Consider the following 22,756-nt stretch of genomic DNA (forward strand, 5'->3'; position numbering starts at 1 on the left):
GATTATAATGGATTACAGCCTTATGAGCAATTGATAATAAATTTTGATGATTTGCCGACTTATCAAATGTTACCAAAGGCTAAAATACGATAATGAATCATGGCGATAAGTGTGATATTCAATCTATTTTTAATCATGATCAATTTTTTAAATAATTGTTTTTGAAAAAATTAATAAAATGAATTGCAAATGGGAATAATTATTGTTATTATAAGCCTGTAAAGTAAAAAACATGAATCATTGTTGATCATGAAAACCTCTCAAGTTTATCGGTATCGAAAGCGAAAGGAGTCATCTGATGTATGTATGTATTTGCCATGATGTAAAAGACTCACAAATCAAGACTGCGTTATCATCAGGCGTATCAGGTATGAAGGGTCTTCAAGAGTCTTTATCTGTTGGTACTTGTTGTGGTTGCTGTGTACCGATGGTTCAGGATTTGATTGATGAGCATCAAGCCAATGTGATCGCCATTGATGTGATGGCAGGTTAAGAAACTTTGATTATTAATGTTTCTAAATTATTTCTAATTTTTATTCGATGTCGGCTTTGGGCGGTCTGTTGAACAAAATAAGCAAATAAACCGAGTGGTTAATCAATCACAATTTATACCAATTCTCATTATAGATTATATTTTATATTTAAAATCAAAAAGTTATATCTATCCTAAAAATCATCTGCCTAGTTTTATGCAGATGATTTTTTGTTTTACTTGTAAATGCTTATCAGATTGCAAAGCGTTCGCGGTTCAATATCCCTACAAAGCTAAGATAGACGATTTGAAATTTTATGATAAGATAGTGGCCAATATAGTTACCAATCGCTATTTAAAACAGTGTTATCAATTTGGTATATTACTAAGGAGTTTTATCATGAAATCATCTCAAAAAGTCATTGATTATCTTAACTTTTTATTAGGTGGTGAGCTTGGTGCTCGTGATCAATACTTCATTCATGCACAAATGTATGCGGAGTGGAGTTTTGGTAAATTATATGATCGTATTTATCACGAAATGCAAGATGAGACAGGACATGCACAGTTATTAATTCAGCGTATCTTGATGTTGGGCGGAAAGCCAAATATGCAAGTGGGTGAAATTCAGATTGGCTCTGATGTGCCAAGTATGCTAAAAAGTGATCTTGAGCTAGAGTATCGTGTACAAGAACATTTAAAAGAGGGTATCGCATTGTGTGAGACAGAGCGAGATTATGTGACACGAGATATTTTGGTGCGTCAGCTTGAAGATACTGAGCAAGATCACGCCCATTGGCTTGAAAAACAGTTGCGTTTGATTGATTTGATGGGTCTACAAAACTACCTACAAAGTGTGACTGCTGAAGTTGATCAGCAGGGCAATGCTCACTAATTGGGAGTGATTATGAAAGGTAATAAAGAAGTTATCCGTGCGTTAAATTTGGTATTGGGTCAGTCACTCATTGCGATCAATCAGTATTTTTTACATGCACGCATCACCAAAAATTGGGGCGTCCATGAGCTTAATGAAGTATTTTATAAGCAATCCATTCAAGAGATGAAATGGTCTGATGAGCTGATCGAACGAATTTTACTGTTAGAAGGTTTACCAAACCTACAAGATCTTGGCAAGCTTTTGATTGGCGAAGATGTTGCTGAGATTTTGGTATGTGATTTAAAGCTTGAAAAGCGTAAACATGATATATTGGTAGAAGCGATTGGTATTTGTGAGGATCATCGTGACTATGTATCACGAGAGATTTTGGTGAAGCTAAAAGATGAAAATGAAGAGTACGAAGATTGGCTGACCACGCAACAAGAACTGATCGAAGATATGGGTATTCAAAACTATATCCAATTAAAAGCTCAAGATAATGATTAATTGATTTGAATAAATCAGCCATTGAGTTTCACAAAAACCGCCTAATCAGATAGGCGGTTTTTGGCTAATCAAAGGTTAAATCATTAAAAATGATAATTTAGACCCAGCCGAGTTTTACTGTCAATTTTATTGTCAGTCATCGGGCTATTTTTTTGGGCATTTGATAGCCATTCGATACGCTGATTAACAAATGCACTGACTTTTGGTGTGACTTGATAATTGACTGTCGCTGTCACAAAGGGCGACCAACCAGAATCGGCTTGATATGCGGTATGATTGGTTTTTAAGGCCTCGGCATCTAAAATGCCATAGTAGTACTGATTGTAATCTTTACTGTGCCAAGTTGCACCAAATTCTGGATATACCGTCCAAGCATCTTTATTAAAGCGGCTTAGGTGCGATAAAGTGACAGTCTGACCATCATGCCGATCAAGCACATCGGTGGCAGCTTTTGCTTTTAGACCACCGTAAGGGGTGATATAAAGATAGCTTGCATGGGCGAGTGCTGACCATTGACGCTTATTAAGCTGCTTAAGTTCTATGGCATTGGCATGATTGGGGTCAAAGCTCTGACCATCATAAGTTAAGCCGATACGCACATGGTGCTTGTTATCCTTATAAGGGTAAAAACCTGCTTCAGCACCTTCGATATACCAACGATTATTATCATAAAAAGCTTGGGGCATGACAAAAATAGGATCTTTGGCATGATAAGCGGTCGCATTATAAGTCGCATTGACGCCAAGTCTTAGGTTGGCATCATGATCAATCGGTAAGCTTTGGGCGTATGCGGTGGTCGTTAGCCCACAGATCACAGCTAAGCTGAAAGTTTTTATGTTCATTTAAATTCCTTCTTGGGTAGGTATGTATCCATAATACATCGCTTTGGTCGAGTGGTCAAACGGCACATCAGCTCATAGCCAATTGTCCCTGCACACATTGCCACCTCATCTATCGTGGGCGAATCGCCCCACAGCACAACAGGCGTATTAATGGCAATATCAAGCCCATCAATATCAATCATAAACATATCCATGGCAACTCTACCAATGATATCGCATAAGTGGCGATTGCCTGAAGTATCGGTCACGCTGACTTTAGCACCCATCACCACTCTGGGGTAACCATCGCCATAGCCAATACTGACAACAGCAATTTGATGTGGTTTTTGTGCTGCCCACAGTGCACTATAACCGATACTGTCGCCAGCTGCCAAGGTGTGAATTGCCATCACTTGTGCCGATAGCGTCATGGCAGGCATGAGATTGAGTGCTTTGGCTGATTGGTCGGTGATGGGCTTAGAGCCGTACAAGGCAATACCAGCACGCACCCAATCATGATGCTGGTGCTTAAAATTAAAAATCCCTGCTGAATTACACAAACTGGCAAGCGTATCAGGTGCAAACGATCGAATACACGCCAAGGCTTGATCAAATTTGCTGATTTGTTGTGCATTTAGTGGGTGTGATTTGTCATCTGCACATGCAAAATGACTTGTCAAAATTAGCCGATAGCCTGCATCGGCCAACGATTTGGCGGCCGTGATGATGTGATCGTCATTAAATCCTAGGCGGCTCATGCCCGTATTGTATTTTAGCCAAATGGTATGGCAAAATTGGTCTTGCTTGGGCCGATGAGACAATGCCCATATGAGCTGATTTTCATGATGAATCAGACAGCCAAAATCATGGTCAATTGCCACTTTCCACTCATCTAAGCTGAACGCACCTTCAATCAGTACGATGGGTTTTTTGTGATTCATGCCATCAAGTACTTGCTTGACCGCCATGGCTTCAGACAAACACGCCACACCAAAGCCATCGGCATGGATCAAAGCAGGGACGGTTGCATCTATGCCATGACCGTATGCATCTGCTTTGACCATAGCAAGTACTTTGGTCGTTGGGTCAAGCTGGCTTTTGATGATTTGCAGATTGTGTGTCAAAGCATTAGGGTGGATGGTGATAGAGGTGCTACGCATCGTATTCATTATTCTTAAAATTATTCATCGATATCATAATCTTCAGGCATATCGCCTGGAATTAAATCATCAAATCGGACATATTCACCAATGAATTTGAGCGGCACTTTACCACGCTCACCTTGACGGTTTTTGCCGATGATAACCTCCGCCAAATGCTTGATATCATCTTTGTCTTGGTGATAATAATGATGGCGATATACAAATAAAATCAAGTCAGCATCCTGCTCAATTTGCCCTGATTCACGGATATCTGAAATTAATGGTCGCTTGTTTGGGCGGTCTTCAACTTTGCGGTTAAGCTGAGATAGAGCAACCACAGGACAGTTAAGCTCACGCGCCAGTGCCTTTAAACTGCGAGAAATCTCGCCCATTTCATTGACTTTGTTATCGCCCATACCAGGCACACGCATCAATTGCATATAATCAATCAAAACAAATCCCAAACCGTCAGGGTGGTTTTTGGCAATCCTACGGCAAGTGGCTCTGATTTCAGAAGGGCTAAGATCTGAACGGTCATCGATGTATAAATGCTTGTCTTGAAGCAAAGTGACGCCATTCATAAAACGCCCCCATTCATCTTCGTTCATATTCGCCGACATTAGACGCTTCATATCAATACTGCCCCATGCTGCCAACATACGCATAGCAATCGATTCAGCAGGCATCTCCATCGAAAAAATGGCAACTGCTTTATTAGACATCAGTGCCGATTGTGCAAAATTTAGTGCCAAAGCCGTCTTACCCATCGCTGGGCGAGCTGCCAAAATGATTAGGTTGCCATTTTGAAAACCAAGTGTTTTATTATTAAGCTCAATAAACCCTGTATCAAGACCAATCAGGCCATTAGGGCGTAAGCGAATGTCGTTAAGCTGAGTGACGACATTTGCCATGACATCATCGATACGCTGTGGGCCTGTTTTACTACTACCTTTAGCAAAGCTCTCCCCAATACGAAAAATATCCGATTCAATCGTATCTAAAATCTCTGTTATGGTTTGCTTTTTTGGGTGATATGCCAAATTTAGCATATGATTGGCGGACGAAATCAGCTGACGATATACCGACATTTCTCGTACTTTTTCGGCATAATTGATGAGATTAAAATAATTTGCCGTGCTTTGATTGATGGTAATGAGATAGTCTTCACCGCCTGCTGATACCAGCTGACCAATGCGACTTAGATAATCATGCACCATGATGCTATCGTATGGCTCATTGACACGCGCCAAATGACTGATGGCATCAAAGATTTTTTTGTGTCTTTCGCCATAAAAATCATTGGCGTTGATGATATTTTCTATGTCTTCAAATGAATCATTAATACTCATCAAGCTTGCCAAAAGTGAACGCTCCATCTCAATGCTGTGGGGCGGCTGAAGCGTAAGGAGGCTGTCTTTTTTATCGTTCGTGTTGGTCATGTCAGTATTTGGCTTATGCAAAAGGTCGTACAAATAGGATTTATGTTTGGTAATCGCTATAAATAATGATAAAATCCGGCTGGAAAATATGCCATAAAAAAACTTAAATTGTACCATAAAAACCTTGTGAGAATCTTCAAAAATGCCTAATTTTGATAAAAATATCATCAATAAATCACTTGACAATCAGGCGAATTATCCGCTCAATCACACACCTACTAAGCCAATGCTCATCACCACAGGTGAGCCTGCTGGCATTGGTATGGATATTGTGTTGGATGTGATCGATGCTGGCGATTTATCAGAAGGTATTTGGCTGATCACTGCCGATAAATCGGCATTTATTGCACGAGCCAAAGTACTTATCAAGGTAGGCAAGCTTAGCAAAATACCTGATTTTTATGTGATTGATGTGCCTGACAAAATAGATCACATCACAGAAAATTGGCTGGATAGTCAGTTAACTGATAATTTAAAAAATCAATCAAAAAATCATCCTTTGGTGATTGTTTTAAATATAATTTGCTGTGATGAAGTTATCGCAGGTCAATTAAACACCGCGAACGCTGCCATGGTAGAGCGGCAACTACATTTGGCACATGTGTTAGCAAAAATGCATCAAATCCGTGCCATCATCACCGCTCCTATACAAAAATCTGTGATGATTCAAGCAGGCATTTGCCTTGATAATGGCGATATATTTAGCGGTCATACCGAATATTTTATGCACAAATCAAACTGTCATAAAGTCGTGATGATGCTTGCTAATCGTGTGATGAAAGTGGCACTAGTAACAACACATTTGCCACTCAAAGATATCTTTGATGCCATTACCGCCAATGAAATCCAAGAAACCATCAGGATTACTCATCAAGGATTGGTGACACAATTTGGTATTTTATCACCCAAAATTTTGGTTTGTGGTCTTAATCCACATGCAGGCGAAGACGGGCATTTGGGTGATGAAGAAATTTGCATTATCAACCCTGCCTTAAAAGTATTGATGGCTGAGGGTATTAATATTTCTTATGCCATGCCTGCTGATACACTATTTACACCGCAGCACTTGGCGGACTGTGATGCTGTGATTGCTATGTATCACGATCAAGGTCTTGCACCACTTAAGTCGCATGGTTTTGGTGATACAGTCAATATCACTTTGGGCTTACCTTATGTGCGTACATCGGTAGATCATGGCACGGCGTTAGATTTGGCAGGGACAGGCAGAGCATCTAGTAGCAGCCTAAAACAAGCGATTTTTTATGCCAATAAAATGTCAATATCTGACTTTGATTTGGCATAAACTTGCAAAATTCATCATGAAAATTTTCACGCTCATCATCGAAACATGATATGATGATCACAATTTTTATTCAGCGTTCAATCATTAATTATGCACATTATCCCAAAGTCCCCGCAACAAGCCAAGCATGCACCTCGTAAGCGTTTTGGTCAAAATTTTTTACACGATACTCATATCATCTCTCAGGTTGTGACCGCTATTCGGTTAGACAGGCAGGATAATTTATTAGAGATTGGGCCAGGTCTTGGGGCATTAACCGAGCCTTTGCTTGCTGAGGTTGATGGCATGACGGTGATTGAACTTGACCGAGATTTAGCATCTCAGCTGAAGATTAATATTGGTGCCAATAGTCATTCTGATTTTACGATCATCAATGATAATGCGATGCATGTCAATTATCGTGCGTTGGCGGAGCAGATTGGTAAAGGTGTTTTTCGGGTGGTGGGCAATTTGCCTTATAATATTTCTACACCGATTTTATTTCGCTTGCTTGAATTTAGTGATGTGATCAAAGATATGCACTTTATGCTCCAAAAAGAAGTGGTTGATCGCATCACAGCTGAGCCTAATTCAAAAGAATATGGCAGATTATCGGTGATTATGCAATATTATTGTCAATCGGATTATTTACTCACTGTCCCCAAAGGGGCATTTAATCCACCACCCAAAGTTACCAGTGCAGTTTTTAGACTAACGCCTTATAAAACCAAGCCCATTACAGCAATGGATGAGTCGGTGTTTGCTTTGGTGGTTCGTGAAAGCTTTAATCATCGGCGTAAGACTTTAAGAGCAATTTTTAAGGCAAATGGGCTATTACCGACTTTAGATGAATCAGATTTTGAAAAAATCGGCATCAATCCAAGTGCACGCCCTGAGACATTGTGTGTACATGAGTTTGTTTTACTTGCTGATTTGGTCGTCAAAAACCGTCAGCCATCACCTTAATCATATCATTGCTGAGTATGAATACAGAACAAAAACACTACCGCCATCAATATGTCATCGGTGACTTACAAGGCTGCTTTGGTGCATTTAATGAGCTATTAAGTGCGTTAAATTTTGATGAAACCCAAGATAAACTTTGGCTTGCAGGTGATATTGTAGCACGAGGTGAAGATTCGCTTGCCACACTTAGGGAGGCAAAACGCTTATCAGACATTGACGCACTGAGCACAGTGCTTGGCAATCACGATATTACCTTAATCGCCACTTGGCGGGGTGTCTTAACCCCCAAAGCAAAAGATAAGACGCTACCGATTTTTGAAGCACCTGACTGTGATGAGCTGCTTAACTGGCTTCGACAGCAGCCACTTTTGGTATTTCCAGATGACAGGACCGTACTGACACATGCAGGCATTCCGCCAAATTGGTCCATCACTGAGGCGGCAGGATACGCCAAAGAGCTTGAAAAGCAGCTGTCGGGCAACCTAAAACAGTTAGATCGTTTATTACCAAACCTTTATCGTAAAAAAAGCGAAGTGTGGTCAGATGACTTAAATGGCCACCAAAGAATGTGTGCCATCGCCAACTACTTTACTCGGATGCGTCTTTGCACCCAATCAGGGCGATTGGAGTTTTCTTTTAAAAAATCACTAAAAGATGATATGCCAATGGATTTTCGCCCTTGGTTTTCTTGGTTTGTGGTACGAGAAAGACGCATTTTATTTGGACATTGGGCAGCTTTAAACGCTGAGGTGGCGACCAAATTTGTGCGTGCACTTGATGGCGGTTGTGTATGGGGTGGTAAGCTTGTGGCTTATCGGCTGAGCGATGGGGCGGTGATATCCGTTGGCGATCACTGCTCATGATGATATGATGGTTGCCAATGACCCAAAATTTCATTTATAATTTGTTGTTGGTTTTGGATTTTATATCTAAATTTTTTAAATTATTTTTAAGTTAAGCAAAGGATATTTATGGCAATCTTAACCATGAAAGCGTTGGACTTGGCAGGCAAGCGTGTGTTAATTCGTGAGGACTTGAATGTCCCCATTAAAGATGGTGTCATCGCCAGCGATGTGCGACTACAAGCCGCTTTACCAACCCTAAAAGATGCCTTAGCAAAAGGTGCTGCGGTCTTAGTCGCATCACATTTGGGCCGGCCAACCGAGGGTGAGCCTGACCAAAAATATTCGCTGGCACCTGTTGCTGACTATTTGTCAAAGCATTTAGATGCACCCGTACGCTTTGAGGCCGAGTATCTAGATGGCATAGAAGTGGCAGTAGGCGAATTGGTTTTACTTGAAAATGTACGCTTTAATGTTGGCGAGAAGAAAAATTCTGATGAACTATCAAATGCTTACGCCAATCTTTGTGATATTTTTGTGATGGATGCTTTTGGTGCTGCACACCGTGCCCAAGCATCAACCGAAGGCGTCATTCGTGCTGCTATTGAGCAAGGCAAGCAGGTTTGTTCGGGTAATTTATTAACCGAGGAGTTAAACGCTCTGTCTCGAGCGCTTGATAATCCTGCCGCACCAGTGCTTGCAATTGTTGGCGGCTCCAAAGTCTCAACCAAGCTTGATGTACTGACAAGCCTTGCTCAAAAATGTGACAGTATCGTCGTTGGCGGTGGTATCGCCAATACTTTTTTGGCTGCAACAGGCGTGAATGTGGGTGCATCATTATATGAGCCTGATTTGATTGATACCGCTAAACAAATCATGAAGAAAACCAATATTTTGTTGCCATCTGAAGTGGTGGTGGCTGACAAAAATGAGATTGATTTTGATGACTTTTTAGGTTCACTTGAGAGGACAGCAGCAACGGTTAAGCCTGTCGATGAACTTAATGATACGGACATGATTTTGGATATCTCAAAAGCAAGTGCCGATGAGATTGCCAAGCATATTCATAAGGCTGCTACCATTTTATGGAATGGGCCTGTGGGCGTCTTTGAGGTTGATAAATTTGGCACAGGCACACAAGTGCTAGCAATGGCTGTCAAAGACTCATCAGGATTTAGCATTGCAGGTGGTGGCGATACATTGGCAGCGATTGATAAATACCAAGTAGCAGATGATGTCAGTTATCTATCCACAGGCGGCGGTGCTTTTTTAGAGTTTGTAGAGGGCAAAACCCTACCTGCAATCGCAGCACTTAAGTTAGCATATGATTAATTATTAATTTAATATATTTAAACTTAAGGCATTGTTACAAGCTCTATTATTTTTTGTTGTATTATTAAATTTAGGGCTTGTCAAATGCAAGTTGGCTGACTAAACTAGTCATATTTGACAACTTTCGTCATTTCAAAACACACAAGAGAGAATAACACATGAAAAAAATCCTACCTGCCGCTGTTTTTGCTATTTTATTGGCTGCCTGCAGTCAACAAACTCAAGATTCAGCCAGTCAAGCTGCATCATCGGTCGCTGAGGATACCAAAGCAAATGCTACTGTTGTCGCCCAGGAAGCAGAAGCGGCAGCACAGGCGACAGGTAACGCTGTTGAGAATGCTGCAGAAACAGCTTCTAATGCTGCCAAAAACCTTGGTGCCGCCGTTAACGAAGTGACTGCCAATGAGCAATCTGCCGAAGCCAAAGCACCTGAAGACCAACAGTATTAATTTGTTCGACACATACTTAAAGTTATCCTTTGATATCGGCTTTTTGAGTATAATTAACTTGGTGTATAATCTTTGCTTATGGTATAATTCACCGATATTTTTTGATTATTTTAGGAGAGTATGATGGCATTGGTTTCATTACGCCAATTATTAGACCACGCAGGCGAGCATAGCTATGGTTTGCCAGCGTTTAATGTCAATAACCTAGAGCAAATGCGTGCCATCATGATGGCTGCCGATAAGACAGACTCTCCTGTCATTGTACAAGCTTCGGCAGGTGCACGCAAATATGCTGGTGCACCATTTTTGCGTCATTTGATTTTATCGGCGATTGAAGAGTGGCCCCATATTCCTGTGGTTATGCATCAGGACCATGGTACTAGCCCCGCAGTCTGTCAGCGTTCCATTCAGTTGGGATTTAGTTCCGTCATGATGGATGGATCATTGCGTGAAGATGGCAAGACTCCAGCTGATTATGAGTACAATGTTGCCGTCACAAGAGAAGTTGTTAAGATGGCACATGCTTGTGGTGTGTCTGTTGAAGGTGAGATTGGTGTGCTTGGCAGTCTTGAAACTGGTATGGCAGGCGAGGAAGATGGTGTGGGCGCTGAAGGCGTCTTGGATCACAGTCAATTACTAACTTCTGTAGAAGAAGCACGCCAATTTGTTGCCGATACCAATGTGGATGCACTTGCCATTGCGGTCGGTACTTCTCATGGTGCTTACAAATTCACTCGCCCACCAACAGGCGATATTTTGGCGATTGACCGTATCAAAGAAATTCACGAAGCTTTGCCAAACACTCATATCGTTATGCATGGTTCAAGCTCAGTACCTCAAGAGTGGCTAAAAATTATCAACGAAAACGGTGGTAATATTGGCGAAACTTATGGCGTTCCTGTTGAGCAATTGGTTGAGGCGATCAAGCACGGTGTGCGTAAAATTAATATCGATACCGACTTACGCTTGGCAAGTACAGGTGCGGTTCGTAAATTTTTGAACGACCATCCAGCAGAGTTTGATCCACGCAAATATTTGACAGCTTCAATGAAGGCAATGGAGGAGATTTGTGTTGCTCGCTACGAAGCTTTTGGTGCTGCAGGTAACGCAAGCAAGATTCGTCCAATCAGCTTAGAAAAAATGGTTGATTATTATCAATGATCGGTATGATCTCAGGACAGGTGCAGTATCTTAATGCACCTATTGCTTGTATTTTGACCTCAAATGGCGTGGGTTATGAAATTGAGTTGCCCATACCTAGCTTTTGTCAGCTGACCATTGGCGCTCAGACCGCTGTCTATGTACATCATCATGTCCGAGAAGATGCCATAAATTTGTTTGGTTTTATGGATCGTCATGATCGTGATATTTTTAGAAAGCTGATCAAAATTAACGGCGTAGGTGCTAAAATGGCGTTAGCAATGCTTTCAACCCTAAGCGTTGCCGAGATTAAACACGCTATTGAAACAGATTATGATGCAGCTTTGGTGCGTGTACCGGGCATTGGCAAAAAAACTGCTCAGCGTATTTTGCTTGATTTAAAGGGTAAGCTCAATGAGTTTGGCGAAATGCACCCAATGACAGCAGAGGGTTTATTTAATCACCCTGCCGATAATTCCATGTTAATCATTGCTGAGGTTGAAAGTGCTTTGATGAATTTGGGTTATAAGGAAAAAGAAGCACAAGTGGCCATAAAAAACGCCCAATCTGATGCTAAAAATAATACTTCTGATCTTCTAAAAGCAGCACTGCGTCAGCTTTCGGGGTTCTAATTGCGATATGATTAATAAAAACCAGCCAAAGCATGTGGCTGGTTTTTATTAATCATTAATGGATAGCATGGATAATAACGCTTGCATACTGGCGGATCGAGTCAAATTGGGATTGGTGACTAAGCCTAAATGTCTTTGAAGTTCGATATTTTCTGCCATATCAATTTTAATCAAATCTTGGTTAATCAGCGTTTCAGGCAATACTGACCAGCCCAAGCCGACCGAGACGAGCATACGAATGGACTCGAGCGGATTGGTGCTCATCGTTGCATAAGGACGCAAATTATGCTTGGCAAACTCAGCTAAGGTAATTTGGCTGGTGAATGTATTGGCAGCTGGTAAAATTGCTGGATAGTGTGCCAACTGAAGTAAGCTGACCTTGGATTTTTGAGCCAATGGACTGAGTGTACCTGTTACAAAATATAATGGGTCGCTCCATAAGGTATGATAATTAAGGCGTCTGTCAAAAGTCGGTGGCAGAGTCAAAAAAGCCAAAGAAATTTCACCTTCAAGTACTGCCTTATGAGCTTCTTCAGAATCCACAAACCGAACTTCAAGCTGAACCGCTGGATAAGTCTGAATGAATCGTTTGAGTACGTGCGCAAGATGATGCAGTCCAATATGATGGCTGGTGCCAATGACTAATCGACCAGAAGCAACTTCTTTGGCATGTTGCAAGCTTGCTTTGCAGGCTTCATAGTCATCCAGCCACCGCCGTACAAAGGGTAGTAAATCATATGCAGCAGCCGTTGGGATAATGCTACGACCAACCGTATCAAACAACGCCGTCCCAAATTCATCTTCAAGATTCTTAATACGCTTACTTACAGCAGGTTGCGTAATATAAAGCTTTTCGGCAGCACTAGAGATGCTGCCTGTCTGCATAACTGCAACAAAAGTGGCAAGATTTGTGGTATTCATCGCTCAACCCAACATATCAATAAATGTCAGCATATTGCTGTATTAATCATAGCTTAATATATTCCAAAAAGTTTTGCAATAAAAATTTTAGGGAATGATTATTATTACGGTTAGTTTAATGGCCAAACTTTTAATTCCAAAAAGTTTTCAAATTTATAAAAATTATAAATTATTGTTATTCTAAAAGTATGCTATAATGGCAAAATTACCCAGTCCATGACAGTGTTGGAGAATAAAATGGCAGGCAAAACCTTATACGACAAACTTTGGGATGACCATTTGGTCAGACAGCGTGATGATGGTTCATCGCTCATCTACATTGACCGTCAGCTTTTACATGAAGTGACCTCGCCTCAGGCCTTTGAAGGTTTGGCACTAAACGGTCGCACGCCTTGGCGGTTGTCTGCCAATATCGCAACCCCTGACCATAATGTACCCACCTCACTTATGGAGCGTAAGCAGGGCATGGCAGGAATAGCCGATGACACATCTCGCATTCAAGTCAAAACCCTTGATGATAATTGTAAATCTTTTAATGTCATGCAGTTTGGCATCAATGACATTCGCCAAGGCATCGTGCATGTGGTCGGGCCAGAGCAGGGTTTGACTTTGCCTGGTATGACCGTGGTGTGCGGTGATAGTCATACTGCCACGCATGGGGCATTGGGCTGTTTGGCTCATGGCATTGGTACATCAGAGGTTGAACATGTGCTTGCGACCCAATGTTTGGTTGCCAAAAAAATGAAAAACATGCTGGTGCGTGTGGATGGCAAATTGGGCAAAGGCGTTACCCCAAAAGATGTCGTGCTTGCCATCATCGCTAAAATTGGCACGGCAGGGGGGACAGGCTATGCCATAGAATTTGGCGGACAGGTGTTTTGTGATATGTCCATTGAGGGGCGTATGACTGTGTGTAATATGGCAATAGAGGGCGGTGCTAGGGTTGGTCTTGTGGCGGTGGATGATAAGACCATTGACTATGTCAAAGACCGACCTTATGCCCCAACAGGCGATGATTGGGAGCGTGCGGTAACCTATTGGAACACACTACATTCTGATGATGATGCCCATTTTGATGCGGTAGTTGTGCTAAACGGTGATGAGATTGAGCCACAAGTGTCTTGGGGAACCTCGCCTGAGATGGTGATTGCAGTTTCGCAAAATGTGCCAACGCTGGATATGGCACGAGACGATGTGCAGCGTAATGACTGGATGCGAGCTTATCAATACATGGGCTTGACAGCAGGACAGCCCTTGTCCGATATTGTGCTTGACCGTGTGTTTATCGGCTCTTGCACCAACTCACGCATCGAGGACATTCGTGCAGCAGCAGAAGTTGTTAAGGGTCACAAAGTCGCTCCAAGCATCAAGCAAGCGATGGTTGTGGCAGGCTCAGGACTGGTCAAAGCACAAGCCGAACAAGAAGGGCTGGATAAAATCTTTATGGATGCAGGCTTTGAATGGCGTGAACCGGGCTGTTCTATGTGCCTTGCCATGAATGCTGATAAACTACAAGCTGGCGAGCATTGTGCCAGTACATCCAACCGCAACTTTGAAGGTCGTCAAGGCAATGGTGGACGCACGCATTTGGTATCTCCTATCATGGCAGCAGCAGCGGCAATTGCAGGGCATTTTGTGGATGTGCGGACATTTTAGCACTCAAAATCATTTAGAGCAGCTAATCACTGGTTAAAAAGTCGTTTGGCATCAAAGAGCGTTGGCCAGCTGATTTTAATGGTCTTTCAATCATCAGCTCATCGGCGCATCTGTCATGTGGATTAATTGATTAAAAATAACCATTTTTTGGAGACAATCATGGAAAAATACACCACCGAACAGGGCATCGTTGCCCCACTTGACCGCTCAAATGTGGATACCGATTTGATTATCCCCAAGCAGTTTTTAAAATCCATCAAACGCACAGGCTTTGGCGATAATTTATTTGATGAACTGCGTTATTTGGACGAAGGATTTTTGGGGCAAGACATTAATAAGCGTCCCAAAAACCCTGATTTTGTGTTAAACCAAGCCCGCTATGCTGGGGCAACCATTTTACTTGCTCGCAAAAACTTTGGCTGTGGGTCTAGCCGTGAACACGCTCCGTGGGCATTGGAAGAATATGGCTTTCGCACCGTGATTGCCCCAAGTTTTGCCGATATTTTTTATAATAACTGTTTTAAAAATGGCATGTTACCTGTTGTGCTAAGCGAAAGCGATGTTGATGACTTATTTAACGAATGTTTTGCCAATGTCGGTTATCAGCTGACGGTAGATTTACAAAATCAAAAAGTCATCAGCCCAAGCGGTAAAGAATATGCTTTTGACGTGGACGAATTTCGTAAGCATTGTTTGTTAAATGGTTTGGACGATATTGGCTTGACTTTGCAACACGCCGATGACATTAAAGCTTTTGAAGAAAAATCCAAAGCGGACAGACCGTGGGTGTTTAAAGAATTGGGGGCTTAATATTATGACTAAAAGTGCAGAAATTTCAGAGTGTGGTAAATATAGATACCAATTAAAAAGACAATGGAATAACGGTAATAATTTTGTTCTTTTTATTGGTTTAAATCCTTCCATAGCCGATGCAGAAATAGACGACCCTACATTAACGAGATGTATTGGCTTTGCCAAGCGTGAAAATTTTGATGGTTTAATTATGGTGAATTTATTTGCTTATCGTGCTACTGACCCCAATCAATTAGTTGGCGAAAAAGATTATTTGGTAGGTTCTTTAACTGACGAGCGAATTAAAGACGTATTGACGGAAGTTAATGCAGTGGTGGTTTGTTGGGGTAATGACGGTTCTTATTTAGGGCGTGATAAAGAAGTGCTTGAACTCTTAAAAAACCATGTTAAAGATAAGCCAATTTATTGTCTTGATAAAAATAAATCAGGACAGCCAAAACACCCATTATATGCCAGTGGTGAAAAAGATTGGATTGAATATATTTAAGATTTTATTCAACAAGGAAATATCATGACCAAAAAAATCGCAATTCTAAACGGCGATGGTATTGGGCCTGAAATTGTTGCCCAAGCTGTCAAAGTGTTAGATAAACTCATTGAGCAAGGGCTTGATGTGTCCTATAAATACGCCAAACTGGGCGGTGAAGCCTATGACACTTATGGCTTGCCATATCCAAGCCAAACCCAAGAAATCGTACAAAAAGCTGATGCGGTGTTATTGGGGGCGGTTGGTTCGCCTAAGTACGATGACCTTGACCGCCCATTGCGTCCTGAGCGTGGACTGCTTGCCATTCGCAAGGATTTAAATTTATTTGCCAATTTACGCCCTGCAATTTTGTATAAAGAACTGGCGGATGCTTCTACATTAAAACCTGAGGTTGTGGCAGGGCTTGATATCTTAATTGTCAGAGAATTGACAGGGGACATTTATTTTGGTGAACCACGGGGCATTGTAACCCTTGACAATGGCGAGCGTGAGGGCTTTAATACCATGCGTTATGGCGAAAGTGAGATTCGCCGCATTGCCAAAGTGTCCTTTGAGGCTGCCCAAAAACGCCGTGGCAAACTGTGCAGTGTGGATAAAGCCAATGTGTTAGAAACCACCGAACTTTGGCGGCAGATTTTTACCGAAGTTGGCAAAGACTATCCAGAGGTTGAGCTTAGTCATATGTATGTGGATAATGCTGCCATGCAATTGGTCAAAAATCCCAAGCAGTTTGATGTGATTGCTACAGGCAATATCTTTGGCGATATTTTGTCCGACCAAGCGTCTATGCTCACAGGCTCTATTGGCATGTTGCCATCAGCAAGCCTAAACGAGACAGGCAAAGGTTTGTACGAGCCGTCTCATGGCTCTGCCCCTGACATTGCAGGGCAAGATAAGGCAAATCCACTGGCGACCATATTATCGCTTGCCATGTTGGTCAGATATAGCCTAAATGATGAACAGCGAGCGGTACAGATTGAGCGGGCGGTACAAAAAGTGTTAGAGCAAGGCTATCGTACAGCGGATATTTATGAAGATGGCACGACGCTTGTGTCTTGTGATGAGATGGGTGAGGCGGTTCTTAATGCACTGTGATTTTGGGTAAGAAAATAAGCCATTGAGTGACAATCATGCCTTACATTATACTGGCGACTTATTTTAAGTTGCCAATGGTAGCGGCTGATCATACGGCAGTTGCACTGATCAGTGTCTGGACAAATTTTTTGGGCAAACGGTGGGGGCGAATCGTTTTTTTGTCATTGATGACACAAGCTAAAGTGATTGTCGCTGTTGTGGCAGGCTTGTTTTGATTGGGGCGATAAATACTTTGATGTATCATCAAGCTGGCTGGTCTAATACGCACCTCATCAACCGTTACTGCCAGCTCATCATCAACCAGCAAAGGCGTGTGATATGTAATGTCTGCATGACTTACCACAAAATGCACCGCTTTGCGTGATTCTTTATTAGCGTCGTCATCTAGGCTTAGAAAATAACCATCATAGCCAAGTGTCGTCAGCCAATCACGCCGACAATTTTCAAAAAATACCAAATGATTGGCATGATAGACGATACCGCCAGCATCCGTATGATTGATATACACCTTATAAGTTTTTTGAAAATTTACCATAACTTTGCCATAATTATCCAAACAATACGATTGGGTCAAGTAACCAATCCCCCAATCATTGTACACTGTTTAATAAACGCTTACCAGTTTGTGTCTGGTATTTCGTTTTAGGATGTATAAAGTTCACAAAATCTCATCAAAAATTGTTACAATACCAAATCATCAAAAAATACACATTTAAAGAGAAAATAATGACGACATTTGTCAGTTTTAATATTAATGGGCTGCGTGCAAGACCGCATCAACTTGAGGCAATCAGAGATATTTTGGGTGCAGATATTATTGGCTTACAAGAAACCAAAGTACATGATGCACTTTTTCCAGTAAACATGGTACAAGATTTGGGCTATCATGTCGAATTTTTTGGTCAAAAGTCGCATTACGGTGTAGCATTGGCGTCTAAGATTGCACCAACATTTGTCCAAAAGGGCTTTCCTTTTGGGCATGATGACGCACAACGCCGCTTGATTCACGCACGCTATGATTTTGATGGGCGGAGTATCGATGTGTTAAACGGATATTTTCCCCAAGGTGAAAACCGCAGTCATGAAATCAAATTCCCTATGAAGCGTGAATTTTATGCCGATCTCAATCGCTATATTGATGAACTTCAGGCTGATGGTCGTGAGCTGATTATCATGGGGGATATGAATATCTCACCAGAGGATATTGATGTGGGCATCGGTGCAGCCAATGCCAAGCGATGGCTTGCCAAAGGGACTTGCTCATTTTTACCCGAAGAGCGTGCGTGGTATCAGATGCTGATGTCTACAGGTTTGACGGATACTTATCGCTTGTTTTATCCAAAAAGTCATGATGAGTTTAGCTGGTTTGATTATCGCTCACGAGGATTTGAGGATACGCCTAAGCGTGGGCTACGCATTGACCATATTTTATGTACAGATACTCTAAAAAATGACTGTGTGGCAGCAGGCATTAGCTATGATATCCGTGCAATGGATAAGCCATCAGATCACGCACCCATTTGGGCAAAATTTAATCTATAAAATATGCGTATCAAGGACAGTATCGGTCTGACACATGATTGGCTGGATAAAACTGATGAACTTAAGGCTATTAACAGAAAACACATCTACACCAAATGATTTAATCATGCAAATATCTCCTTAATCTGAACTAGCGTCTAAACTTAGCGAAGCTTAACTTTTGAAGAACTTTAATCATCATAACAAGTTTTTTGGTACTTGCCAAATATTTATTTATCGTGATTGGTACTAAAAATTTGGCAAAATCTTGATGATTGATTTTGAATAATCTGTTACAATACTTGGTATATTTTTATTGAATTTTTATCAAATTCACACATTAAAAAATTGCATATTGGGTATATTATGAGTTCGCAAAATCAACCACAGCGTAACGAAGCCGCCATTTCGGAAAATGAGCTAATCGCACAGCGTCGTACAAAACTGGACGCCTTACAACAAAAAGCCAAGCAAGCAGGCAAAAGTGCTTATCCTAATACCTTTAAGCCCAAGAACTATTGTGGTGATTTGCAAGCACAGTTTGATGGCGTTGATAAAGCTACCATTGAAAGTGGGGATAAGGTATATGCTAAGGTTGCAGGTCGTGTGATGCTCAATCGTGGCTCGTTCATTGTGATCCAAGACATGACCGACCGCATTCAGTTATATGTGGATCGTAAAGGCTTACCAAGTGAGACGCTTGAGCTGATTAAGTCATTGGATTTGGGTGATATCGTGGCGGCAAGTGGCTATATTGGGCGTTCAGGCAAGGGAGACTTGTATGTGCATCTTGAAGCATTTGAGTTATTGACCAAATCTTTACGCCCATTGCCTGATAAATTTCATGGCTTGACTGATACAGAAGTCAAATATCGCAAGCGTTATTTGGATTTGATGGTCAATGAAGAGACACGAAACACATTTGCCATCCGTGCCAAAGTAGTGGCGGGTATCCGTGCATTTTTGACCCAAGAACGCTTTATGGAAGTAGAAACACCGATGATGCATGTGATTCCAGGTGGTGCGTCTGCACGCCCTTTTGTGACGCATCATAATGCATTGGATATGCAGCTTTATTTGCGTATTGCACCTGAACTGTATCTTAAGCGATTGGTTGTTGGTGGCTTTGATCGTGTGTTTGAAATTAACCGTAACTTCCGTAATGAAGGGGTTTCAACACGCCACAACCCTGAATTTACGATGATTGAGTTTTATCAAGCTTATGCTGATTATAAGGATTTGATGGCCTTGACTGAGCGTATGCTTGAGACATTGGCGATGGATATTTTGGGATCGACTGATGTATCGTATCAAGGTGAAGTGTTTAGCTTTAAAGGTCCTTTTAAGAAAATTACGATGTTTGATGCTATCTTAGAATACAATTCTGATTTTAGTGCCGATGATATCAATGACCGTGAATTTTTGGCAAAATTTGTCAAAGATGAATTAAAACAGGAGGTTAAACCAAGTTTTGGTCTGGGGAAATTACAAACCATCGTTTTTGAAGAAACGGTAGAGACCAAGTTGCGTCAGCCGACTTTTATCACTGAATATCCTGCCGAAACTTCTCCCTTGGCACGCCGAAATGACACCAATCCACATGTAACTGATCGCTTTGAGATGTTTATTGGTGGTCGTGAGCTTGCCAATGGTTTTAGCGAGCTTAACGATCCAATTGATCAAGCTGAGCGATTCCGTGCCCAAGTGGCTGAAAAAGATGCTGGTGATGATGAAGCCATGCATTATGATGCTGATTTTATTGAGGCACTTGAATATGGCTTACCGCCAACAGCAGGCGAGGGCATTGGTATTGACCGTCTTGTGATGCTGTTTGCTGACGCTGCCAGTATTCGTGATGTGATTTTATTTCCACACATGCGTCATAAATAAGCCTCTTTGCCCTATGGATAAGCAATATCAGGTCTTAGCCCGAAAATATCGACCCAAAAACTTTTCTGAACTTTTGGGTCAATCACATGTTGCCCAAGCACTGTCAAATGCCATTGATACAGGCAGATTGCACCATGCGTATCTGTTCACTGGAACTCGTGGCGTGGGTAAAACGACCATCGCACGCATTCTTGCTAAGTGCTTAAACTGTGAAACAGGCATGACAAGTCAGCCTTGCGGTGTATGCGATACTTGTATTAGCATTGATCAAGGGCGATTTTTGGATCTGATTGAGATTGATGCAGCTTCTCGTACCAAAGTTGAAGATACCAGAGAGCTGCTTGAAAATGTCCCTTATCCACCTGTACAAGGTCGTTATAAAGTCTATTTGATTGATGAAGTGCATATGCTATCTACGCATTCTTTTAATGCACTGCTGAAGACTTTAGAAGAGCCACCAGACTATGTCAAATTTGTATTTGCAACTACCGACCCCCAAAAACTTCCCATTACGATCATTTCACGCTGCCTGCAATTTGTTCTGCGTCCACTACCGCAGGCTTGTTTGTCTGATCACTTAGCCAAAGTATTAGATGCAGAAAAAATCCCTTTTACAGAAAATGCCTTATGGCAATTGGCAAGTGCGGCAAAGGGTTCGGTGCGTGACGCACTGTCGCTGACCGATCAAGCGATTGCCTTTGGTGGTGGTCAGATTCAAACAGATACGGTCTTATCGATGCTTGGATTGGTAAATCGTACTGATGTGCTTGAGATTATTGAGACAATTTACCACGATGATCGAATGGCAATCAGCCAACTTATCACCAATATGCGTGATAAAATGGTCGATGCTACTGCAATCTTTGACGAACTCATTGACTGCATTCATCAAATGGCACTCATGCAGGTGTTGCCTGATATCCCTTTGGATATGAATGATGAACAAGCACATCAAATTAAACGCTTATCATCTGCCATCAGCTCGGATATCTTGCAACTGTATTATGAAATTTTAATCAAAAGCCGAGACGGCATTCGCTTGGCAAGTACGCCAATGCAGGCTTTAGAGATGGGTATCTTAAGGTTGTTGGCATTTCGACCGCTGGCAGAAGGACAGGTGACTGTTTTAAATGATACGCCAGCAAAGCAGCCAGAGGATGCTGACAACCACAATAACATGCCTGATGATATCGTTGACGGTCTAAAAGATCAAGCCTGTGCTGCTGGTGAAATTAATGCGTTATCTACCGATAGTCATTTTGATAGCGACAAGCAAGATGATTTGAATGATTTGGCATCACAGATAGGCACTGAGTTAATCTTAGATCAATTAGACAATGACAATGTAAATACAAAAGATGGTCAAGATACTAACCAATTTGCTCATACCGATCAAGCACAATCTACCAATATAGCCGTCAATTTGACCGTATCTGAGGAAAATTTTTGGGTAAAACAGCCCCAGTCTGATCCACCTGAACTGTTGCAAACTGATGAAGATTCGCCAAGTGATCATGATACACTCACCCAAATGGCCACCGAACCATCACTTGCGGTTATGTCGGATAGTAGTGATACCGATGAGCTTACAGCTGATTTTACTGAAGATTTGCAGTCAGTCCCAGCAGTTACAGTAGCGGCATTGGCTAAGGTTGATAGTAATAAAAAAGCACCACATCAAGCAGATCTGACAGCTCATCAGCCAGCTTCACACAATTTGGATCAACAGCCCATCAGTCATTTTGACCATATTAATCCGTCAAAGCCTTTGGCACACCTGCCCAGTCAACCGATGACCAAAGCCCAAATGCTTGAGCAGCTAAAGCCAACTCCAATTGAGCTTGAGGGGGGCTGGACAAGTGAAAAATGGGACTATTGGGTACATTTGGCACGTGAAGAAGGGCATTTTGCACCTGATGAACTTGCCTTGATGAGTACAAGTGTGATGGCAGGTGATATCGCTGGCGAAAGCCGTTTATTGGTTGCCGAGATTAACTCTCAAGTTCAATCCAGTTTTGAGAATTTGCACGCCAAATTTTTAGAGCATTACCCACAAATTAAACTGTCTTTAGAGCCTGTACTGGTGGATTGTGCGTTAGAAGTGCCAAAATCTCGCTTATCTGATCGTCATCGTCAAGTGCAGATGCAGGCTCAACATCAGCTGGTTGATAGCCCAGTTTTTCAAACACTTTGGCAAGGTGGTTTTATCATCGATGATGGCACTTCAGTGCTCAATCAATCTAAGTTACTTATTGACTAAAATTTTGGTGAATAAAGCACATTTTTCCATACCTGATGATGGCATATATCCCAAAAACTTAAAAATATTAAGCAAATATTGCCCAATCATTGGGTTGTTAAAGTTACGCAAAAGCTGTTAAGGTTATGCAAAAAATATTACAATGAGATACATTTTTTCTGAACAATCTCTTGCTAACAAATTAAAATTCCTTTATAGTTGGTAACCATAAT

At 41.7% G+C, this 22,756-nt stretch carries 22 protein-coding genes; 17 read left to right on the forward strand and 5 right to left on the reverse strand.

Features of this window, described 5'->3' with window-relative positions:
- Nucleotides 1-298 precede the first annotated feature (298 nt).
- The 3 genes from HMPREF2573_RS06790 (at nucleotide 299) to bfr (HMPREF2573_RS06800) (ending at nucleotide 1,856) form a co-directional block, all read left to right on the forward strand.
- Nucleotides 299-493 carry a (2Fe-2S)-binding protein gene (locus tag HMPREF2573_RS06790; protein WP_003659890.1) on the forward strand — a complete coding sequence of 65 codons (195 nt, stop codon included), beginning with the start codon at nucleotides 299-301 and terminating at the stop codon, nucleotides 491-493.
- 379 nt (nucleotides 494-872) lie between these two features.
- Nucleotides 873-1,367, forward strand: a complete 495-nt coding sequence (bfr, locus tag HMPREF2573_RS06795) for a bacterioferritin (RefSeq protein WP_003657994.1) — start codon at nucleotides 873-875, stop codon at nucleotides 1,365-1,367.
- Between the two features lie 12 nt (nucleotides 1,368-1,379).
- Entirely contained in the window at nucleotides 1,380-1,856 is a 477-nt protein-coding gene (gene bfr, locus HMPREF2573_RS06800) for a bacterioferritin (RefSeq protein WP_003657997.1), read from the forward strand.
- Nucleotides 1,857-1,939: 83 nt separating this feature from the next.
- Here the strand turns inward: bfr (HMPREF2573_RS06800) and HMPREF2573_RS06805 are convergent, their stop codons facing one another.
- The 3 genes from HMPREF2573_RS06805 to dnaB are packed head-to-tail and all read right to left on the reverse strand — an operon-like array spanning nucleotide 1,940 to nucleotide 5,375.
- Nucleotides 1,940-2,698 (reverse strand): MipA/OmpV family protein, encoded by a 759-nt coding sequence (locus tag HMPREF2573_RS06805; protein WP_070472991.1) that lies wholly within the window; start codon nucleotides 2,696-2,698, stop codon nucleotides 1,940-1,942.
- Nucleotides 2,695-3,837 carry an alanine racemase gene (alr, locus tag HMPREF2573_RS06810; RefSeq protein ID WP_003673160.1) on the reverse strand — a complete coding sequence of 381 codons (1,143 nt, stop codon included), beginning with the start codon at nucleotides 3,835-3,837 and terminating at the stop codon, nucleotides 2,695-2,697. The genes HMPREF2573_RS06805 and alr overlap by 4 nt, the downstream gene beginning before the upstream one ends.
- Nucleotides 3,838-3,857: 20 nt before the next feature.
- The gene (gene dnaB, locus HMPREF2573_RS06815; protein ID WP_003658004.1) at nucleotides 3,858-5,375 is read right to left on the reverse strand and encodes a replicative DNA helicase; all 1,518 of its coding nucleotides are present in this window, start codon (nucleotides 5,373-5,375) and stop codon (nucleotides 3,858-3,860) included.
- Between the two features lie 25 nt (nucleotides 5,376-5,400).
- On the opposite strand from dnaB, the gene pdxA reads away from it, so the two are divergent.
- From pdxA to ruvA, 7 genes are all read left to right on the forward strand, one after another.
- Complete coding sequence (gene pdxA, locus HMPREF2573_RS06820) at nucleotides 5,401-6,561, forward strand: 4-hydroxythreonine-4-phosphate dehydrogenase PdxA (RefSeq protein ID WP_003673159.1); 1,161 nt, start codon at nucleotides 5,401-5,403, stop codon at nucleotides 6,559-6,561.
- A gap of 90 nt (nucleotides 6,562-6,651) precedes the next feature.
- Nucleotides 6,652-7,506 (forward strand): 16S rRNA (adenine(1518)-N(6)/adenine(1519)-N(6))-dimethyltransferase RsmA, encoded by an 855-nt coding sequence (gene rsmA, locus HMPREF2573_RS06825; protein ID WP_003659883.1) that lies wholly within the window; start codon nucleotides 6,652-6,654, stop codon nucleotides 7,504-7,506.
- A gap of 17 nt (nucleotides 7,507-7,523) precedes the next feature.
- Nucleotides 7,524-8,369 (forward strand): symmetrical bis(5'-nucleosyl)-tetraphosphatase, encoded by an 846-nt coding sequence (locus HMPREF2573_RS06830; RefSeq protein ID WP_070472993.1) that lies wholly within the window; start codon nucleotides 7,524-7,526, stop codon nucleotides 8,367-8,369.
- Between the two features lie 108 nt (nucleotides 8,370-8,477).
- Entirely contained in the window at nucleotides 8,478-9,680 is a 1,203-nt protein-coding gene (locus HMPREF2573_RS06835) for a phosphoglycerate kinase (protein WP_003663476.1), read from the forward strand.
- A 158-nt stretch (nucleotides 9,681-9,838) separates the two neighbouring features.
- On the forward strand, nucleotides 9,839-10,129 hold the full coding sequence (locus tag HMPREF2573_RS06840; RefSeq protein WP_003658014.1) for a lipoprotein: 291 nt from the start codon (nucleotides 9,839-9,841) through the stop codon (nucleotides 10,127-10,129).
- A gap of 123 nt (nucleotides 10,130-10,252) precedes the next feature.
- Nucleotides 10,253-11,290: a class II fructose-bisphosphate aldolase gene (gene fba, locus HMPREF2573_RS06845; protein ID WP_003658016.1), complete on the forward strand. Its 1,038-nt coding sequence runs from the start codon at nucleotides 10,253-10,255 to the stop codon at nucleotides 11,288-11,290.
- Complete coding sequence (gene ruvA, locus HMPREF2573_RS06850; protein ID WP_070472996.1) at nucleotides 11,287-11,901, forward strand: Holliday junction branch migration protein RuvA; 615 nt, start codon at nucleotides 11,287-11,289, stop codon at nucleotides 11,899-11,901. Before fba ends, ruvA begins: the two co-directional genes overlap by 4 nt.
- A gap of 48 nt (nucleotides 11,902-11,949) precedes the next feature.
- Here ruvA and HMPREF2573_RS06855 read toward each other — a convergent pair whose 3' ends face one another.
- Nucleotides 11,950-12,822, reverse strand: a complete 873-nt coding sequence (locus tag HMPREF2573_RS06855; protein ID WP_003658020.1) for a LysR family transcriptional regulator — start codon at nucleotides 12,820-12,822, stop codon at nucleotides 11,950-11,952.
- Between the two features lie 237 nt (nucleotides 12,823-13,059).
- Here HMPREF2573_RS06855 and leuC point away from each other — a divergent pair, with 237 nt between their 5' ends.
- From leuC to leuB, 4 genes are all read left to right on the forward strand, one after another.
- On the forward strand, nucleotides 13,060-14,478 hold the full coding sequence (leuC, locus tag HMPREF2573_RS06860) for a 3-isopropylmalate dehydratase large subunit (protein ID WP_003658022.1): 1,419 nt from the start codon (nucleotides 13,060-13,062) through the stop codon (nucleotides 14,476-14,478).
- A gap of 159 nt (nucleotides 14,479-14,637) precedes the next feature.
- Nucleotides 14,638-15,288 (forward strand): 3-isopropylmalate dehydratase small subunit, encoded by a 651-nt coding sequence (leuD, locus tag HMPREF2573_RS06865; protein WP_003663474.1) that lies wholly within the window; start codon nucleotides 14,638-14,640, stop codon nucleotides 15,286-15,288.
- Between the two features lie 4 nt (nucleotides 15,289-15,292).
- Complete coding sequence (locus HMPREF2573_RS06870; RefSeq protein ID WP_003659876.1) at nucleotides 15,293-15,778, forward strand: DUF1643 domain-containing protein; 486 nt, start codon at nucleotides 15,293-15,295, stop codon at nucleotides 15,776-15,778.
- Nucleotides 15,779-15,802: 24 nt separating this feature from the next.
- Nucleotides 15,803-16,873 carry a 3-isopropylmalate dehydrogenase gene (leuB, locus tag HMPREF2573_RS06875; protein WP_003659874.1) on the forward strand — a complete coding sequence of 357 codons (1,071 nt, stop codon included), beginning with the start codon at nucleotides 15,803-15,805 and terminating at the stop codon, nucleotides 16,871-16,873.
- A gap of 88 nt (nucleotides 16,874-16,961) precedes the next feature.
- Here the strand turns inward: leuB and HMPREF2573_RS06880 are convergent, their stop codons facing one another.
- Nucleotides 16,962-17,408: a thioesterase family protein gene (locus HMPREF2573_RS06880; RefSeq protein ID WP_003661661.1), complete on the reverse strand. Its 447-nt coding sequence runs from the start codon at nucleotides 17,406-17,408 to the stop codon at nucleotides 16,962-16,964.
- A 191-nt stretch (nucleotides 17,409-17,599) separates the two neighbouring features.
- Here HMPREF2573_RS06880 and xthA point away from each other — a divergent pair, with 191 nt between their 5' ends.
- From xthA to dnaX, 3 genes are all read left to right on the forward strand, one after another.
- Nucleotides 17,600-18,415: an exodeoxyribonuclease III gene (xthA, locus tag HMPREF2573_RS06885; protein WP_003658034.1), complete on the forward strand. Its 816-nt coding sequence runs from the start codon at nucleotides 17,600-17,602 to the stop codon at nucleotides 18,413-18,415.
- Between the two features lie 345 nt (nucleotides 18,416-18,760).
- Nucleotides 18,761-20,284: a lysine--tRNA ligase gene (gene lysS, locus HMPREF2573_RS06890; protein WP_003659869.1), complete on the forward strand. Its 1,524-nt coding sequence runs from the start codon at nucleotides 18,761-18,763 to the stop codon at nucleotides 20,282-20,284.
- 13 nt (nucleotides 20,285-20,297) lie between these two features.
- Nucleotides 20,298-22,544: a DNA polymerase III subunit gamma/tau gene (dnaX, locus tag HMPREF2573_RS06895; RefSeq protein ID WP_070472998.1), complete on the forward strand. Its 2,247-nt coding sequence runs from the start codon at nucleotides 20,298-20,300 to the stop codon at nucleotides 22,542-22,544.
- Nucleotides 22,545-22,756 lie beyond the last annotated feature (212 nt).

Source organism: Moraxella sp. HMSC061H09 (genome assembly GCF_001809255.1).
GTDB classification, from domain to species: domain Bacteria; phylum Pseudomonadota; class Gammaproteobacteria; order Pseudomonadales; family Moraxellaceae; genus Moraxella; species Moraxella catarrhalis.

What these genes read in the sequence shown, in the direction of transcription:
- HMPREF2573_RS06790 (WP_003659890.1), top strand. Translation starts at nt 299, where the DNA reads ATGTATGTATGTATTTGCCATGATGTAAAAGACTCACAAATCAAGACT.
- bfr (WP_003657994.1), top strand. Translation starts at nt 873, where the DNA reads ATGAAATCATCTCAAAAAGTCATTGATTATCTTAACTTTTTATTAGGT.
- bfr (WP_003657997.1), top strand. Translation starts at nt 1,380, where the DNA reads ATGAAAGGTAATAAAGAAGTTATCCGTGCGTTAAATTTGGTATTGGGT.
- HMPREF2573_RS06805 (WP_070472991.1), bottom strand. Translation starts at nt 2,698, where the DNA reads ATGAACATAAAAACTTTCAGCTTAGCTGTGATCTGTGGGCTAACGACC.
- alr (WP_003673160.1), bottom strand. Translation starts at nt 3,837, where the DNA reads ATGCGTAGCACCTCTATCACCATCCACCCTAATGCTTTGACACACAAT.
- dnaB (WP_003658004.1), bottom strand. Translation starts at nt 5,375, where the DNA reads ATGGTACAATTTAAGTTTTTTTATGGCATATTTTCCAGCCGGATTTTA.
- pdxA (WP_003673159.1), top strand. Translation starts at nt 5,401, where the DNA reads ATGCCTAATTTTGATAAAAATATCATCAATAAATCACTTGACAATCAG.
- rsmA (WP_003659883.1), top strand. Translation starts at nt 6,652, where the DNA reads ATGCACATTATCCCAAAGTCCCCGCAACAAGCCAAGCATGCACCTCGT.
- HMPREF2573_RS06830 (WP_070472993.1), top strand. Translation starts at nt 7,524, where the DNA reads ATGAATACAGAACAAAAACACTACCGCCATCAATATGTCATCGGTGAC.
- HMPREF2573_RS06835 (WP_003663476.1), top strand. Translation starts at nt 8,478, where the DNA reads ATGGCAATCTTAACCATGAAAGCGTTGGACTTGGCAGGCAAGCGTGTG.
- HMPREF2573_RS06840 (WP_003658014.1), top strand. Translation starts at nt 9,839, where the DNA reads ATGAAAAAAATCCTACCTGCCGCTGTTTTTGCTATTTTATTGGCTGCC.
- fba (WP_003658016.1), top strand. Translation starts at nt 10,253, where the DNA reads ATGGCATTGGTTTCATTACGCCAATTATTAGACCACGCAGGCGAGCAT.
- ruvA (WP_070472996.1), top strand. Translation starts at nt 11,287, where the DNA reads ATGATCGGTATGATCTCAGGACAGGTGCAGTATCTTAATGCACCTATT.
- HMPREF2573_RS06855 (WP_003658020.1), bottom strand. Translation starts at nt 12,822, where the DNA reads ATGAATACCACAAATCTTGCCACTTTTGTTGCAGTTATGCAGACAGGC.
- leuC (WP_003658022.1), top strand. Translation starts at nt 13,060, where the DNA reads ATGGCAGGCAAAACCTTATACGACAAACTTTGGGATGACCATTTGGTC.
- leuD (WP_003663474.1), top strand. Translation starts at nt 14,638, where the DNA reads ATGGAAAAATACACCACCGAACAGGGCATCGTTGCCCCACTTGACCGC.
- HMPREF2573_RS06870 (WP_003659876.1), top strand. Translation starts at nt 15,293, where the DNA reads ATGACTAAAAGTGCAGAAATTTCAGAGTGTGGTAAATATAGATACCAA.
- leuB (WP_003659874.1), top strand. Translation starts at nt 15,803, where the DNA reads ATGACCAAAAAAATCGCAATTCTAAACGGCGATGGTATTGGGCCTGAA.
- HMPREF2573_RS06880 (WP_003661661.1), bottom strand. Translation starts at nt 17,408, where the DNA reads ATGGTAAATTTTCAAAAAACTTATAAGGTGTATATCAATCATACGGAT.
- xthA (WP_003658034.1), top strand. Translation starts at nt 17,600, where the DNA reads ATGACGACATTTGTCAGTTTTAATATTAATGGGCTGCGTGCAAGACCG.
- lysS (WP_003659869.1), top strand. Translation starts at nt 18,761, where the DNA reads ATGAGTTCGCAAAATCAACCACAGCGTAACGAAGCCGCCATTTCGGAA.
- dnaX (WP_070472998.1), top strand. Translation starts at nt 20,298, where the DNA reads ATGGATAAGCAATATCAGGTCTTAGCCCGAAAATATCGACCCAAAAAC.